The sequence below is a fragment of the Ensifer sp. LBL genome (assembly GCF_050435225.1).
Classification (GTDB): Bacteria; Pseudomonadota; Alphaproteobacteria; order Rhizobiales; family Rhizobiaceae; genus Ensifer.
This window is the reverse complement of record NZ_JBNDJY010000002.1, coordinates 190,707-205,587: the sequence shown is the minus strand read 5'-3', so window position 1 is coordinate 205,587 and position 14,881 is coordinate 190,707. Positions and strand designations below refer to the sequence as shown.

The 14,881-nt window shown below is 63.2% G+C and carries 13 protein-coding genes; 10 read left to right on the top strand and 3 right to left on the bottom strand.

The window, feature by feature from the left end; genetic code table 11:
- Window positions 1-29: 29 nt before the first annotated feature.
- Window positions 30-1,391 carry an extracellular solute-binding protein gene (locus tag OKW20_RS08255; RefSeq protein WP_429171410.1) on the bottom strand — a complete coding sequence of 454 codons (1,362 nt, stop codon included), beginning with the start codon at window positions 1,389-1,391 and terminating at the stop codon, window positions 30-32.
- Window positions 1,392-1,623: 232 nt separating this feature from the next.
- Between OKW20_RS08255 and OKW20_RS08250 the strand changes: the two genes are divergently transcribed.
- On the top strand, window positions 1,624-2,664 hold the full coding sequence (locus tag OKW20_RS08250; protein ID WP_429171408.1) for a LacI family DNA-binding transcriptional regulator: 1,041 nt from the start codon (window positions 1,624-1,626) through the stop codon (window positions 2,662-2,664).
- 11 nt (window positions 2,665-2,675) lie between these two features.
- Entirely contained in the window at window positions 2,676-4,610 is a 1,935-nt protein-coding gene (locus tag OKW20_RS08245; protein WP_429171407.1) for a DUF5054 domain-containing protein, read from the top strand.
- Here the strand turns inward: OKW20_RS08245 and OKW20_RS08240 are convergent.
- The gene (locus tag OKW20_RS08240) at window positions 4,597-5,907 is read right to left on the bottom strand and encodes an adenylate/guanylate cyclase domain-containing protein (protein WP_429171405.1); all 1,311 of its coding nucleotides are present in this window, start codon (window positions 5,905-5,907) and stop codon (window positions 4,597-4,599) included. The two genes, OKW20_RS08245 and OKW20_RS08240, sit on opposite strands and share 14 nt — an antisense overlap.
- A gap of 325 nt (window positions 5,908-6,232) precedes the next feature.
- Here OKW20_RS08240 and urtA point away from each other — a divergent pair, with 325 nt between their 5' ends.
- The 6 genes from urtA to OKW20_RS08210 all read left to right on the top strand — a co-directional run bounded on the left by urtA (window position 6,233) and on the right by OKW20_RS08210 (window position 12,734).
- Window positions 6,233-7,525, top strand: coding sequence for an urea ABC transporter substrate-binding protein (gene urtA, locus OKW20_RS08235; protein ID WP_402324985.1), 1,293 nt, complete (start codon window positions 6,233-6,235; stop codon window positions 7,523-7,525).
- Window positions 7,526-7,697: 172 nt separating this feature from the next.
- A complete protein-coding gene (urtB, locus tag OKW20_RS08230) occupies window positions 7,698-9,314 on the top strand; it encodes an urea ABC transporter permease subunit UrtB (protein ID WP_429171403.1) in 1,617 nt (538 codons plus the stop codon).
- Window positions 9,311-10,471, top strand: a complete 1,161-nt coding sequence (gene urtC / locus OKW20_RS08225; protein WP_429171401.1) for an urea ABC transporter permease subunit UrtC — start codon at window positions 9,311-9,313, stop codon at window positions 10,469-10,471. The genes urtB and urtC overlap by 4 nt, the downstream gene beginning before the upstream one ends.
- Before the next feature lie 4 nt (window positions 10,472-10,475).
- On the top strand, window positions 10,476-11,240 hold the full coding sequence (gene urtD / locus OKW20_RS08220; protein ID WP_429171399.1) for an urea ABC transporter ATP-binding protein UrtD: 765 nt from the start codon (window positions 10,476-10,478) through the stop codon (window positions 11,238-11,240).
- A 35-nt stretch (window positions 11,241-11,275) separates the two neighbouring features.
- Complete coding sequence (gene urtE, locus OKW20_RS08215) at window positions 11,276-11,971, top strand: urea ABC transporter ATP-binding subunit UrtE (RefSeq protein ID WP_429171397.1); 696 nt, start codon at window positions 11,276-11,278, stop codon at window positions 11,969-11,971.
- A gap of 304 nt (window positions 11,972-12,275) precedes the next feature.
- Complete coding sequence (locus OKW20_RS08210) at window positions 12,276-12,734, top strand: RrF2 family transcriptional regulator (RefSeq protein ID WP_029742909.1); 459 nt, start codon at window positions 12,276-12,278, stop codon at window positions 12,732-12,734.
- Window positions 12,735-12,781: 47 nt separating this feature from the next.
- Here OKW20_RS08210 and OKW20_RS08205 read toward each other — a convergent pair whose 3' ends face one another.
- A complete protein-coding gene (locus OKW20_RS08205; protein ID WP_429171395.1) occupies window positions 12,782-13,495 on the bottom strand; it encodes an SDR family NAD(P)-dependent oxidoreductase in 714 nt (237 codons plus the stop codon).
- Window positions 13,496-13,546: 51 nt separating this feature from the next.
- Here OKW20_RS08205 and OKW20_RS08200 point away from each other — a divergent pair, with 51 nt between their 5' ends.
- The gene (locus OKW20_RS08200) at window positions 13,547-14,164 is read left to right on the top strand and encodes a Crp/Fnr family transcriptional regulator (RefSeq protein ID WP_429171393.1); all 618 of its coding nucleotides are present in this window, start codon (window positions 13,547-13,549) and stop codon (window positions 14,162-14,164) included.
- Between the two features lie 66 nt (window positions 14,165-14,230).
- Window positions 14,231-14,806, top strand: coding sequence for a class I SAM-dependent methyltransferase (locus OKW20_RS08195; RefSeq protein ID WP_429171391.1), 576 nt, complete (start codon window positions 14,231-14,233; stop codon window positions 14,804-14,806).
- The last annotated feature ends 75 nt before the right edge of the window (window positions 14,807-14,881 follow it).

Here is a 14,881-nt window from a genome sequence, read left to right as displayed (position 1 = left end):
CCTCGCTGAGACCGTATCCCGCATTGGCTTTAGAGCGTGCTGACGGTGTTTTCTTCGCCGACGATGGCGATGACGGCCGCCTTGTACTGGGCCATCGCGTCCTCAGGCGAGAGCTCGCCGGAAACGACGCTTTCCGTCATGCGCTGGATCTCGGTCGAGACCTTGTTGTAGTTGGCGTCGTTCGGACGGGCCGTGGTGATCGGCAGCAGGGTCGTCGCCGTTTCCGTCAGGAACGGCGAGTTCGGGATTGCCACGTCGTCGCGGATGCGGATGGCCGGCTGGATTTCCTGGAAGGCGTCGAGCTGCTCCTTGCTGTTCATGAAGGACAGCAGCGCCCAGGATTCGGCAGGCGCGTCCGTATGCGGATTGATGACGAAGCCGGTGCCGCCGGACATGGTGACGAAGTCCTGGCCGCGCAGGCCCTTGCCGGGCGCCGCGGCCGGCATCTTCTTCCAGGTCATGTTGTTGTCGCGATCGGCAACGGCGAATTCGGCGCCGGGCGCTGTCACCGAGCGATAGAACCAGTCGCCCTCGACGAGCATCGCCGTCTTGCCGTCGCGGAAATTGGCGAAGGTGCGGTTGCGGCCGTCGGCCAGCAGCTGCGCGCGCTGGTCGCCGAGCTTGTCGTCGACATAGATGGTCTTGTAGAGCTTCAACGTGTCGAGAATGCCCTGGCTCGAAACGATATATTTGCCGCTGTCGTCGGTGACCTGTTCGCCGGTGCCGAGCAGCGCCATCCAGTAGCCCTGCATCGTCGTCGCCTCGCCCATGGAGACGCCGGCATTGAGCTGCAACGGGAAGCTGTCGGGGGCGGCCGCCTTGATCTTGCGGGCGGCGTCGAGCAACTCGTCCCAGGACTTCGGCTGCCAGCTGTCGGCATCGAGGCCGGCCGATTTGAACAGGTCCTTGCGCACGAAGATCATGCGGGCGTCGGTGCCGAGCGCGATGCCATAGGGCTTGCCCTGGTAGCTCATCAGCGCCTTGGTGCCGTCGGAAATATGCTGCCAGCCTTCCCATTTCGGAACGTCTGGGCCGGCCACTTCCTCGAGCGACTTCAGGAGATTGCCCTGGACGAAGCTCGGGATCAGGAAGCCGTCGAAGCCGGAGACATCCGGGCCGGCGCCGGTGGAGAAATCGAGCGCGAGCTGCTGCGTCAGCTGCTCGTCCTCACCGCCGAACTGGGTGAGCTTGACGGTGACGTCCTTGCCTTCGGCCTTCATCTTCTCGGTAAAGGCCGGAATGACCTTCTTTTCGATCCACTCGGCCATGCCGCTGTTTACGCCGCCGATGATGCAGCGGCAGGTAATGTTGAGTTCGGTGGCGCTCACGGGTGCTGCAAAGGCGATGGCCGCGGCTGCGCTGAGCAATAGGGAATGAAACCTGGTACGCATGTTTTCTCCTCCCGGTCGATCCTCTCAAGGACCTATGTGTCTGGTTGCGACAGTCCGTCCCTCCTCCAGGTTCGGCGTCTCGACGACGGTCAAGAATGAACACGCTTTCATCTTTGTCAACATGGATCATGTGTTCTACGCGTAAAATTTGGCGGAACACCTATTCCGCTTGACGAAATCGCCGCATTGCTCTCTTTTGTGAATGAACACGTTTTCATTTTGTGACGGATCGATGAACGAGCGCGCCGACAAGAAAGCTGCCCGAGCCACCGCAGACCAGGTGGCGCGCGAGGCCAATGTTTCCCGCGTGGCGGTTTCGCGGGCCTTCAACCCGAACGCTTCGCTGAAGCCGGAAAAGCGCGACCGCATCCTGCAGGTGGCGCGGGAACTGAACTACACGCCCGACATGGCGGCGCGTTCGCTGGTGACCGGCCGCTCGCATCTCGTCGGCATGATCGTGCCCGACGTCTGCAGCCCCTGGGAGAGCCAGGAGATCGACGCATTGACGACGGCGCTGCAGGCGGAAGGCTTCGCCACGCTGCTCTTCAAGGCCAAGGCCGATTTCAGCATGGATCCGCGGCTGCTCACCTATATGCGCGGCTTCAATCCGGATTCGGTGATCGCCTTTACCGAGAACATCCTGCCCGACGTGCTCTGCGGCTTTCTCGACCGCGCGGTACCGATCTACGTGATCTACGACGACGTGAAGCAGTTTGCGGGGGCCTCCTCCGGCACGCTTTACGACCGGCTGCTCGTGCGGCAGAAGAACGGCATCGAGCAGGCCGTGGCCCTGCTTCAGGGCTATGGCGCGCGGCGCATCGCCTATCTCGGCGGCAAGGCGCAGTCGCTCGCCAATGCCGAGCGAGAGCGCACGCTGAAGGAAACGCTGGCCGAACGCGGCATGGATGCGCCGGTCGTGCTTGCCGGCGATTACACCTATGACACCGCCTACCAGGCGACGCTCGATCTCTTCAGGATCGGCGAAGGTGCCGATGCGATCTTCGCGGCCAACGACGTCGGTGCCTTCGGAGCGATCGACGCGCTACGCCACGAACTCGGGCTTTCGGTGCCAGAGGACGTCAAGGTCGTCGGTTTCGACGACATCCCGCAGGCGCACTGGAAGAGCTACAACCTCACAACCGTGCGCATCGACCTCGAAGAGCGCGTGCGTGCGCTCGTCCGCCTCATCCTGATGCGGCTTAGGGCACCCGATGCCGAGCCGTTTACCGAGACACTCAACACCCGCCTGATCGTGCGGGGCACCGTCGGCTGAAGGTAGCGAACATGACCGAAAAACGCATCCACGTCGTCTTCAAGACCCATCTCGATATCGGCTTTACCGATCATGCCGAGAAGATCCGAAAGCAGTATCACGAGCGCTTCATTCCGCAGGCGATTGAAACCGGTGCACACTTCTACAATGAGAACCCAAACGAGCCGCTGTTCGTCTGGACGACCGGCGCCTGGCTGATCTGGGATCATCTGAATACACGTTCGAAGGAGGAGGTTGCCCGGCTGGAGCAGGCGATCGAGCACGGCCTGATCCGCTGGCACGCGCTGCCCTTCACCACCCATACGGAACTGATGTCCCCGGACCTTTTCAAGGCGGGGCTTTCCTACGCGCAGGAGCTCGACCATCGCTTTGGCCTGAAGACGATAGCCGCCAAGATGACCGATGTGCCCGGCCATACGCTCGGCATGGTACCGCTGCTCGCGGAAGCCGGCGTGCGCTTCCTGCACATCGGCGTGAACTCCGCTTCGCCGCCGCCGGAAATCCCGGATATTTTCCGCTGGCGGGCGCCGGGCGGCGAGGAAATCGTCGTCATGTACCAGCGCTCCTATGGCGAGACGTATTTCCCCGAGGGTCTCTCCGATGGCCTGAGCTTCGCCCATACCAGCGACAACATCGGCCCGCAGAGCGTGTCGCAGGCGGCCGAAGCCTATCGCGAAATCCTCAAACACGAGCCGGCTGCAACCGTGCGCGCGGCGACGCTCGAGGACTACGGCAAGCTTATGTGGGCGGCGCGCGAACGTTTCCCGGTCGTGGAGAAGGAACTCGGCGATAGCTGGATCCACGGCAGCGGCACCGATCCGGAAAAAATCGCCCGGTATCTGGCGCTGCAGCGGCTCTATGACCGCTTCGCCGAGGAGCGGTTGACGGCAAGCCGCCAGGCGTTCGGACGCAAGCTGGCGCTGGTCGCCGAACATACCTGCGGCGTCGACATCAAATCCTTCCTGCGCGACGAGAAGGCCTGGGCACGATCGGCGTTCGAGACCGCGCGAAAGACGGATCCGCGCTTCCAGTACACCGAGGCGTCCTGGGCCGAGCAGCGTGCCTATCTTGAGCAGGCAGTGGCGGAACTCGACGCAGAAGATGCCGCGCGTGCCGGAGCGGCGCTGATCGAGCTTGCCGCGCCGCCGTGTCCCGAACCGGTAAATTCCGCCACCCGGCTGCAAGTTGGCGGCTGGATCATCGACCTCGATCCGGCAACGGGCGATGTCGCCGCCTTGACCGCGCCGGACGGCCGGACCGTGCGAGGTGCCGAGGGCTCGCTGATCGCCTATCGCTACGAAAGTTATGATGCCGGCGACGTGCGGCGTCATATGGATACCTATCTGACCCAATGGATGGACTGGGCGGTGCTTGATCACGACAAGCCCGGCCTTGCCAATGTCGTGGAGGCCCGGTCTCGGACCTATGCTCCGAGGCTTCGGGGTACGACGGCGACATCGATCGTCGCGGAAATGCCCATCGAGGCCGTGGAGCAATTGGGTGCGCCGGCCGAAATCGCCATCGACTTTTCCGCAGGCAAGGACGGGCTCGATGTCCGGCTGTCCCTCTATGGCAAGAACGCCAACCGCATGCCGGAAGCGAGCTTCCTGTCGTTCACGCCTGAGGGGCAATCCGCCTGGGACGTGCGCAAGATGGGGCACTGGCACGCCACCGCGAATTTCACCCGCGCCGGCGGTGCACAGCTACAGGCCGTCACGGCGGTGAAGGGACGCTCGGAATCGAGCGTCGAGCTGATGGTCGAAAACCTCGACACGCCGCTGGTGGCGCCGCAGTCCTGGCCGTTCATGGCCTTCTGCAAGGACCTGCCCGATTACTCCGCCGGTGTCCGCTTCAACATCCACAACAACAAGTGGGGCACGAACTTCCCCATGTGGTGGGGCGGCGATTTCACCACGCGCTTCAAGCTCAGCTTCAGCGGTCGGTAATCGTCAGCGACTGCGGAGCGGCGGAGGGCTCGTCCTCGGTCGCATGAGCTGACCCGGCCTCCCGTTGGAGGCACCAGATGTCGACCGGAAGGCGACGACCTGGCAGCACGACCGCCTCGTGCGATATCCATGCGGCCTCCGGTGCGGGTCCTTGAAGCCGGCACATCAGTGAGGCGGAGACGACGAGCGGCACCTGCAGCGTCTTGGTCATGGATTCCAGGCGCTGGGCGACGTTGACCGCGTCGCCGATGACGGTGAATTCGCTGTGGCAGCCGCTGTCGAGAACGCCGCCGACGACGGTGCCGTAGTGCAGCCCGATGCCGGCATCGAGCGCCGGATGGTTGTTGCGCGCGTTGTGGTTCTTCCAGTCCGTGAGGATGTCGACGAGATCGAGCGCGCAGGCAAGCGCCCTGTCGGCGTCGTCTTCCTTTGGCCTTGGCTGGCCGAAGACCGCCATGACGCCATCGCCGATGAACTTGTCGACCGTACCGCCGTGTTCGAAGATCGTCTGCGAGACGAGCTGGCGGTATTCGGCAAGCACGAAGGCGAGTTCAGGTGCCGGTGCCGCCTCGGCAAAGCTGGTGAAATCGCGCAGGTCCACGAACATGATTGCGGCGCTGCGCCGCTCCAGGCCGAGCACATCGCCTTTCTCCTGAAGCGCGGAAACAACCAGCGGCGAGAAGAAGCGCGAGAGATTTTGCCGCCGCTGGTCGGCCTTCAACGCTTCCTTGCGCGTCCGGTCGTGGTCGCGCGCAAGAAGATAGATGGCAAAGGCGGTGAAGCCGAAGCTCACGGTCAAACCAAGATCCTGGTTGAAGAACGCTCCGAGCAGCGAAAGCGGACCGGACGCATCGTGCCTTGCTGCAGTCATGGCCAGCATCGTTACCCAGGATAGGAGCACAATGGCGGAAAAGAGCAGGACCAGGCGTCTCTCGAGCTTGAGGCCGACATGGACGAGCAGGATAAAGGCGACGACGAGGCTGGTCGTCGTCAGATTGTGGTTCGCCGTCACCGGACCGGCCAGAATATGGGCATAGAGCAGCAGCGCGACCAACAGCGCATCGAGAACGACGAAGAGGGTTGTCAGCGAGGTGCGGCCGGGCAGATAACGCGCCGTCGCCACCGACGCCACGCTGATGGCGAGGTAGCTGACGACGACGACCGCGTGCATGCGTTCCGCACCCGCGTTTCCGCCGAGCAGAAGACTTGCCAGCAGGATTGCGAAGGCAACAAAGCGCAGGACGAGCGAACGTTTCTCCCGGGCCGTATCCCAATGCGGATGGAGTGAGGACGTCATGTCTTTCGGCATTCCCCTGCGTCAACGACCGGCGATAGCCGCTCTGCTACCAGTCGATTCGCGTCGAATATGTGGCGAGGCCGCACGCCCCCTGACCTGCGGCCAGATTAGGTTCTAGGGCTTCCAACGATGGGAAGGTCAAGGCCGCTGCCATCGTTGCTATGCAACTGCCCGCGGCCAGGCGATCTCTGGCGTTCCTCTTTGCCCCCGGCGCCTACGTAGAATGACGTATGTGCAGTGCAGCGTGGCTGTCCGATGATCCCCTCAAGCAGCGGCTAGAAGCACCGAAAGGCCAGTTGCTCCAGAACGAGAGGGGTTCCATCAGATGACTATCAAGGCAAGCGTGACCGGCGCATTCCTGGCCGCCATCCTGTCGACAACGGCGTTCAGCGGCGCTTTCGCCGCGGACGACACGATCAAGGTCGGCATCCTGCATTCGCTCTCCGGCACCATGGCGATTTCCGAAACGACGCTGAAAGACGCCATGCTGATGCTGATCGACGAGCAGAACAAGAAGGGCGGCCTGCTCGGCAAGAAGCTCGAGGCCGTCGTCGTCGACCCGGCGTCCGACTGGCCGCTCTTTGCCGAGAAGGCGCGCGAACTGGTCTCGGTCGACAAGGTCTCGGCGGTTTTTGGTTGCTGGACGTCCGTGTCGCGCAAGTCGGTTCTGCCGGTGTTCGAGGAGCTGAATTCGATCCTCTTCTATCCCGTCCAGTATGAGGGCGAGGAAAGCCAGCGCAACGTCTTCTACACAGGGGCTGCACCGAACCAGCAGGCGATCCCGGCCGTCGACTATCTGATGGAGAACGAAAGCGTCGAGCGTTGGGTGCTCGCAGGCACCGATTATGTCTACCCGCGCACGACCAACAAGATCCTCGAAGCCTATCTGATCGCCAAGGGCGTGAAGCCCGAGGACATCATGATCAACTACACGCCCTTCGGTCATTCCGACTGGCAGACGATCGTTTCCGACATCAAGAAGTTCGGCTCGGCCGGCAAGAAGACCGCCGTCGTCTCGACCATCAACGGCGATGCCAACGTGCCGTTCTACAAGGAACTGGCGAACCAGGGCGTCAAGGCCGAGGACATCCCGGTCGTCGCCTTCTCGGTCGGCGAAGAAGAGCTTGCCGGCCTCGATACCGGCCCGCTCGTCGGCCATCTCGCCGCCTGGAACTACTTCCAGTCGGTCGATACGCCGGCTAATGCCGAGTTCATCAAGACCTGGAAAGCCTACACCAAGAACGACAAGCGCGTGACCAACGACCCGATGGAAGCGCATTACATCGGCTTCAACATGTGGCTGAAGGCGGTCGAGAAGGCCGGCACGACCGATACGGACAAGGTTCTCGACGCGATGATCGGCGTCTCCGTGCCCAACCTTTCGGGCGGCTACTCGACGATGATGCCGAACCACCACATCACCAAGCCGGTGCTGATCGGCGAGATCCAGGCCGACGGCCAGTTCGAGACCGTCTGGGAAACGCCCGGCCTCGTCGTCGGCGACGAATGGTCCGACTATCTGCCCGACTCGAAGGACCTGATCTCCGATTGGCGCGCGCCGATGTCCTGCGGCAACTTCAACGTTGCCACCGGCAAGTGCGGCGGCAAGGGCTCCTGATTTCATCACCTAGTCATAGACCGGGCGGCTTGCCGCCCGGACAGTGATTGCATGACGAAAACTTGAGACAGGCATGCCCTTCGTTCGGCGGCGCGCACGAGCGAAGGGAGCCTGCCTGGGGCTATGACGGGTTTGTGCATGCGCCGCATGACCGGACCCGGACGAGGGGGCCATGTACCGAATTCTGCAGATCCTGTTTGTTGCGCTGTGCCTGGTGATATCGGCCCATGTGGTCGGTTCTCGCGCAGCCGAAGACCTCGGCCCGCTGATCGACCAGCTGGGCAGCGCGAAACTTTCCGACATGGACGACCACATAACGGCGCTGGCGAAGACCGGCGAAGCGAAGGTTATTCCGGTGCTTGAGGCGCTGGGCGAGGGGGAACTTTATCAGCGCAAGTCCGACGGCAAGGTCTTCCTCGTCAAGGCGCAGGGCGCAGACCTGTTGCTCGTCGATCCCGTGACCGCTGCCGAGGCCGGAACTGCACCGAAGGCGGCGATGCAGAAGGTGAAGGTCAACAACGCCGTGCGTCGTGCCGTTCGCAGCGCGCTCGGAGGCCTTACGCTCTTCAGCGACGATACCAGTGCGCGGCTGAAGGCGGCGCAATCCATGCTGCAGGCGCCGAATGCCGATGCGCTCGAGTCAATCGAAACGGCGATCGCGGCCGAAAAGGACGGGACCGTGCGCCAGGTTCTCGACGAGGCTCGCGCGGTGACGCTGCTCGTCTCGGATCGCCCCGACGATCAGAAGCGGCAGGCGATCGCGCTGCTTGCCGAAGGCAATGGGCGGAACGGGCTTGCCGTCCTGACCTCTGCTCTCGCCACTGCCGATGTTTCCCTCAAACCCGATATCGAGGCGGCGATCGCCCGGATCGAGCAGACCCAGGCCTTCTGGAGCGCCGGCCAGAACGTCTGGTACGGGCTGTCGCTCGGTTCGGTCCTCTTGCTGGCGGCAATCGGCCTTGCCATCACCTTCGGCGTCATGGGGATCATCAATATGGCCCATGGTGAGATGGTCATGCTCGGGGCCTACACGACCTTCCTGGTGCAGGAGGTCATACGCAACGCCTATCCCGGCCTCTTCGACTGGTCGCTGGCGATCGCGCTGCCGCTTGCCTTTCTCGTGACCGGCGCGGTGGGCCTTGCAATCGAGCGCGGCGTCATCCGCTTTCTCTATGGCCGCCCGCTCGAGACGCTGCTCGCCACCTGGGGCATCTCGCTCATCCTGCAGCAGTCGGTGCGTTCGCTCTTCGGGCCGACCAACCGCGAGGTCGGCAATCCCTCCTGGATGTCCGGCGCGTTTGATCTCGGCGGGCTGACGATCACCTGGAACCGCCTCTGGATCATCGTCTTCGCGCTGGCGGTCTTCGCGGCCCTCCTGTTCCTGCTGAAGAAGACGCCGATGGGGCTTCGGATGCGGGCTGTGACCCAGAACCGGCGCATGGCGTCCTCCATGGGTATCCGCACGCCGCTCGTCGATGCCCTGACCTTCGCGCTCGGCTCCGGCATTGCCGGCATGGCTGGCGTCGCGCTCTCGCAGATCGACAACGTCTCGCCCAATCTCGGACAGGGCTACATCATCGACAGCTTCATGGTTGTCGTCTTCGGTGGTGTCGGCAATCTCTGGGGCACGCTCGTCGGCGCCTTCTCGCTCGGCATTCTCAACAAGTTCCTCGAGCCCTATGCCGGCGCCGTGCTCGGCAAGATCCTCGTCCTGGTGCTGATCATCCTCTTCATCCAGAAGAAACCGCGCGGGCTCTTCGCACTCAAGGGAAGGGCGGTGGAAGCATGATCACCTCGTTTCTGATGAAATCAGCAGACCGCAGCATCCTCACAGTCGTGGCGATCCTTGTCGGCCTCGCCATGCTTGTCCCGGCGCTCAATCTCTTGACCGCGCCCGACCATCCACTGCACGTGCCGACCTATCTGGTCTCGCTGTTCGGCAAGTATCTCACCTATGCTCTCCTGGCACTGGCGCTCGATCTCGTCTGGGGTTTCTGCGGCATCCTTTCGCTCGGGCATGCGGCCTTCTTCGCGCTCGGCGGCTATGCCATGGGCATGTATCTGATGCGCCAGATCGGCGCGCGCGGCTCCTATGGCAATCCGCTGCTGCCGGATTTCATGGTGTTCCTCAACTGGAAGGAACTGCCCTGGTTCTGGCACGGCTTCGACATGTTCTGGTTCGCCGCCCTCATGGTGGTTCTGGTGCCCGGGCTGCTTGCCTTCGTCTTCGGCTGGTTCGCCTTCCGCTCGCGCGTCAACGGCGTCTATCTCTCGATCATCACCCAGGCGATGACCTATGCGCTGCTGCTCGCCTTCTTCCGCAACGACATGGGCTTCGGCGGCAACAACGGCCTGACCGACTTCAAGGACATCCTCGGCTTCAACATCCAGGCCAACGGCACCCGCGCCGCCTTGTTCGCGGCCTCGGCGCTGATGCTGGCGCTCTGCCTCATCCTGACGTCGGCGATCGTGCGCTCCAAATACGGCAAGGTGCTCGTCGCAGTCCGCGACGCGGAAAGCCGGACGCGCTTCCTCGGCTACCGGGTCGAACACATCAAGCTCTTCACCTTCACCGTCTCGGCGATGATGGCGGGTATTGCCGGCGCGCTCTACGTGCCGCAGGTCGGTATCATCAATCCCGGCGAGTTCGAGCCCGGCAATTCGATCGAGGTGGTGATCTGGACGGCGGTCGGCGGGCGCGGCACGCTGATCGGCCCGGTCGTGGGCGCCATCCTCGTCAATGGCGGCAAGAGCATCTTCACGGCAGCGTTCCCGGAATTCTGGCTCTTCGCACTCGGCGGCCTCTTCGTGCTCGTCACCCTGTTCCTGCCGAAGGGCGTCGTCGGAACGGCCGGCGGCTATCTCGCCCGCCGGCGTGCGGCGCGCAAGGCGCGGGCGGCTGAAGCGCCGGACAATCTGGCCGTTGAACCCATGGCGGCGGAGTAACGACATGAACCAGACAATCGGGCAGACCAAGCCGACCAGCCTTCTCTATCTCGACGGCGTCTCCGTCTCCTTCGACGGCTTCAAGGCGTTGAATGCGCTTTCTTTCGTTATCGAGCCCGGCGAACTCCGGGCGATCATCGGCCCGAATGGCGCCGGCAAGACGACGATGATGGATATCATCACCGGCAAGACCCGGCCGGACGAAGGGCAGGTCTTCTTCAAGGGCGAGATCGACCTGACGAAGAAGGACGAAGCGGAGATCGCCTCGCTCGGCATCGGCCGCAAGTTCCAGAAGCCGACGGTGTTTGAAAGCCACACGGTGTGGGACAACCTCGAACTCGCGCTCAACCGCAAGCGCGGCGTGTTTTCGACGCTGTTCTATCGCGTGACGGCCGAGGACAAGGCGCGGATCGAGGAAATCCTTGTCACCATCCGCCTCTCTTCGCGTCGGGGCGATCTCGCCGCCAACCTGTCGCACGGACAGAAGCAATGGCTGGAGATCGGTATGCTGCTTGCCCAGGAGCCGGAACTGCTGCTGGTCGACGAACCGGTGGCCGGCATGACTGACGCCGAAACCGCCGAGACGGCGGTCCTGCTGAAGGAGATCGCCAAGACCCGATCGGTCGTCGTTGTCGAGCACGACATGGGCTTCATCCGTGAACTCGGGGTCAAGGTCACCTGCCTTGCCGAAGGGGCGGTGCTGGCGGAAGGCTCGATCGATTTCGTCAGCAGCGATCCGAAAGTGATCGAGAACTATCTTGGCCGGTGATGACCGACACCGAAAATCTTCAAGGAGGGCGCGCCATGCTCAGCGTCGAAAACGTCAATCTACATTACGGCGCCGCGCAGGCGCTGCGAAACGTGTCGATCACGGCCGAGATGGGCAAGATCACCTGCGTGCTCGGGCGCAACGGCGTTGGCAAGTCGAGCCTGCTGCGAGCGATCACCGGCCAGCACCCGGTCAGCGCCGGCGCGATCGGCTTCAACGGCGTCGCACTCGCCGGCATGGCGCCCTATCGTCGGGCAAAAGAAGGCATCGGCTACGTTCCCCAGGGGCGTGAGATCTTCCCGCTGCTGACCGTCAAGGAAAACCTCGAGACCGGCTACGCGCCGCTGAAACGCGGCGACCGCTCGATACCCGAGGACGTCTTCAACCTGTTCCCTGTGCTGCGCTCGATGCTTGGCCGTCTCGGCGGTGACCTCTCCGGCGGCCAGCAGCAGCAACTGGCGATCGGCCGGGCGCTGGTGACACGGCCGAAGATCCTTGTGCTCGACGAGCCGACGGAGGGCATCCAGCCCTCGATCATCAAGGATATCGGCCGGGCGATCCGCTACCTCAGGGATTCGACCGGCATGGCGATCCTCTTGGTCGAGCAATATCTCGATTTCTGCCGCGAGCTCGCCGACCACGTCTACATCCTGGACCGCGGCGCTGTGGTTCACGAGGGCGCGCCCGAAACGCTGGACACGCCAGAGGCGCGCCGGCATCTGACGGTCTGATCGCATCCTGAACAGCGGCGCCTGCGGCGCTCCGACGCTGGATTTCGTGGCGCTTGAGGCAAGCGACTGCAGGTTTTTGCGGCAAAACCGCCTGCTCAAGGGAGTGAAATTCTCCCCTGCCATAAAAGCGCCTTCTAAAATCACTAAATCTATGCAGTAACTGACGTATTTTATTGAGAATGGTGCAGTTTGGGTGTAGGACATCCTAAGCGAAAGAGTGCGGCCGTCACAACCCGTTTCCCCCGGTGAATGCCGCGGAACGCGGACTTGTGGCGGCTTTCCTTGTTCAGGAAAGTGAAGTGACATGTTGACCAAAAAAGGAAAATACGGGCTCAAGGCCCTTGTCGACCTGGCTCAACTGGAGCCCGGAGAGACCGCCTTCATCACCGAGATCGCCACGCGGAACAACATTCCGAAGAAGTTCCTGGATGCGATCCTGCTCGAATTGCGCAATGCCGGCATCCTGCGCTCGAAGAAAGGTCCGGGCGGCGGCTATTCGCTCTCACGGCCGGCCTCCGACATTCGCATCGGCCAGGTCATCCGCACGCTCGACGGCCCCCTGGCGCCGATCCGCTGCGCCAGCCGCACCGCATTCGAGGCCTGCGACGACTGTGCCGATCCGGTCAACTGTCATGTGCGCAAGTCGATGAGCAACGTTCGCGACGCGATCGCCTCGATCCTCGACAATATGACGCTGGAGCAGTTCGCCGCCAACGACAACGCCTCCGAGATCGTCGCCTTGAGGGACGCCGAAGCCGGCTGACCTCGTCGGCTGTACCTGCGATCGCGCGCGACCGAACAATCGCGGCGTCAGAGCTTCCTGATGATCGCGGCGGCCACAGGTGGCGCTATCATTTCGAGCAGGCGCAGCAGCCGTGCCTTGCCGACATGGATGCGGGTGGCGCCCGGTTCGAGCGCGCGCAGGATTTCCTTTGCCGCATAGGCCGCGCTGATCTTTCCCTTCCCCCGCCCCGAGGTCATCGGGGTATCGACAAGCGGCAGCACCACATCGACCACCCTGACCGCGTCTGCCTGGTGCTGGACGGAGAGCGCGTCCGAAAACATGCGCAGCCCCGCCTTGGTCACGCTGTAAACCGCAGACGTCGTCTTTGGATGGCAGGCGAGCGCTGAGCCGACATTGACGATAACGAAGGGGCGTCCGGGCGTCTTCGGCAGAAGCAGCCGCGACAGCAACATCGGCGCAAGCAGATTGGTATCGACCTCGTCGGCGATGTGCTCGACGTCGTAGTAGGGGTCATCGAAACGGACATTGTGCTGGATAGCCGCGTTGTTGATGAGACCGTCGATCGGATCGCCCGCCAGCGCGCTGCCGCAGGCGATGGCCGCGGCCCGATCGCGGAGATCCACCACCCGCGTTTCGATCCTCCGGTTTCGCAGGGCCAAGTCCTCCAGCCGCTCCCGGTCGCGGCCAAGTGCTAAGACATCGTGCCCTCTCGCAGCCAGTTGCAGTGCGATTTCCCGGCCGATTCCCGAGCTTGCCCCGGTGACGATGTAGCGTGCCATGTGATCTATTTCCCGTTGTTGCGCTGTCGAATCTGCAACGGGGGGTCGGGGATGGCATTAACCGAGGTTAAGCGCGGACAGGGCGCTGCGATTTCACTGTTCGAGCGTATCGCCGGGCACCCGTTGGCGCAGGCGGAGCGGCTGGCCGAGGCGATCCAGGTGCGCAGCATCAGGGCCGGCGAAACCGTCTTCCATCAGGATGAGCCGCATCCCTATGTCTACGTGATCGAAAGCGGCCTGGTGAAGCTCACCTATCTGCGTGCCGATGGCGAGGAATGGATCAAGTCCTTCGCCATCGAAGGTCGGTTCTTTGCGAGCCTCTCGGCTCTGGTGCCCGCCGGGCGGGCGAGCTTTTCGGCGATCGCGGTCGAAGGTGGGCGCCTCGAGAGAATTCCGTTCGTGACGCTGCAGGCGCTGGCCGACACCGATCTTGGCTGGTCGCGGATGATCCGAAGCGCGCTGATGATGCTGGCTGAGCGCAAGGAGCGCCGCGAACGCCAGTTCCTGACGCTTGATCCCGCGGAACGTTATCGCGCGCTGCTTGTCGAGGAACCGGAGGTGGTCGCGCGCGTGCCGCAGAAGGACCTCGCCGGTTATCTCGGCATTACCCCGGTCGGCCTCAGTCGCATCGCCAAGCGCGTGCGGGCCGAGGCCACCGCCCAAGCTTAACCCGGGTTAATGCGCGGCATCCGACAAGGAGCGATACCAGCCGCCGTTGCAAAACGGAGGCTCATCTTGACCAAACAGAAAACGGCATCGGATTTCCTGCTCTTCCTCAGATCCTGGGCAACAAGACCGCTTGAGGTTGCGGCGATCGCGCCTTCGAGCAGGCGGCTGGCGGTCGCCATGACCACCGAGATCGGCCCGCTCTGCGGCAATGTGCTCGAACTTGGGCCCGGGACCGGAGCCTTCACGCGGGCACTGCTGCGCAATGGCGTCTATGAGGACAATCTCATCCTCGTGGAGCGCAATCCGGCTTTCGCCAACCTGTTGCGGGAGCGGTTCCCGAGTGCGACCTTGATCGAGGGCGACGCCCAGAACCTGGCGCTGCCTTCGGTGAAGTCGGTCGGCGCGGCGATCAGCGGCCTGCCGCTTCTGTCCATGCCGGCGCAGACCGTGCGGGCGATCCTTTCGTCGGTCTTCCATCACCTTGCCGAGGACGGAAGCCTGTTCCAGTTTACCTATGGACCGCGATGCCCGATCTCTCCCCGCGTTCTGGACGAGCTTGGCCTCAAGGCTTCGTTCCGGCGCTGGGTGCCGCTCAACCTGCCGCCCGCCAGCGTCTATCGCATTTCGCGGAGCCGCGCCTGAGGTAGGCGGTCTCGTTACCTTGGCGGGTAGGACTTTCTCGGCGTCCTACCTAAGTCGAAATCCATTTGCTGTTAT

Bases quoted from the DNA above. Each gene is read 5' to 3' on its own strand.
- OKW20_RS08255 (WP_429171410.1), bottom strand. From the start codon at position 1,391: ATGCGTACCAGGTTTCATTCCCTATTGCTCAGCGCAGCCGCGGCCATC.
- OKW20_RS08250 (WP_429171408.1), top strand. From the start codon at position 1,624: ATGAACGAGCGCGCCGACAAGAAAGCTGCCCGAGCCACCGCAGACCAG.
- OKW20_RS08245 (WP_429171407.1), top strand. From the start codon at position 2,676: ATGACCGAAAAACGCATCCACGTCGTCTTCAAGACCCATCTCGATATC.
- OKW20_RS08240 (WP_429171405.1), bottom strand. From the start codon at position 5,907: ATGACGTCCTCACTCCATCCGCATTGGGATACGGCCCGGGAGAAACGT.
- urtA (WP_402324985.1), top strand. From the start codon at position 6,233: ATGACTATCAAGGCAAGCGTGACCGGCGCATTCCTGGCCGCCATCCTG.
- urtB (WP_429171403.1), top strand. From the start codon at position 7,698: ATGTACCGAATTCTGCAGATCCTGTTTGTTGCGCTGTGCCTGGTGATA.
- urtC (WP_429171401.1), top strand. From the start codon at position 9,311: ATGATCACCTCGTTTCTGATGAAATCAGCAGACCGCAGCATCCTCACA.
- urtD (WP_429171399.1), top strand. From the start codon at position 10,476: ATGAACCAGACAATCGGGCAGACCAAGCCGACCAGCCTTCTCTATCTC.
- urtE (WP_429171397.1), top strand. From the start codon at position 11,276: ATGCTCAGCGTCGAAAACGTCAATCTACATTACGGCGCCGCGCAGGCG.
- OKW20_RS08210 (WP_029742909.1), top strand. From the start codon at position 12,276: ATGTTGACCAAAAAAGGAAAATACGGGCTCAAGGCCCTTGTCGACCTG.
- OKW20_RS08205 (WP_429171395.1), bottom strand. From the start codon at position 13,495: ATGGCACGCTACATCGTCACCGGGGCAAGCTCGGGAATCGGCCGGGAA.
- OKW20_RS08200 (WP_429171393.1), top strand. From the start codon at position 13,547: ATGGCATTAACCGAGGTTAAGCGCGGACAGGGCGCTGCGATTTCACTG.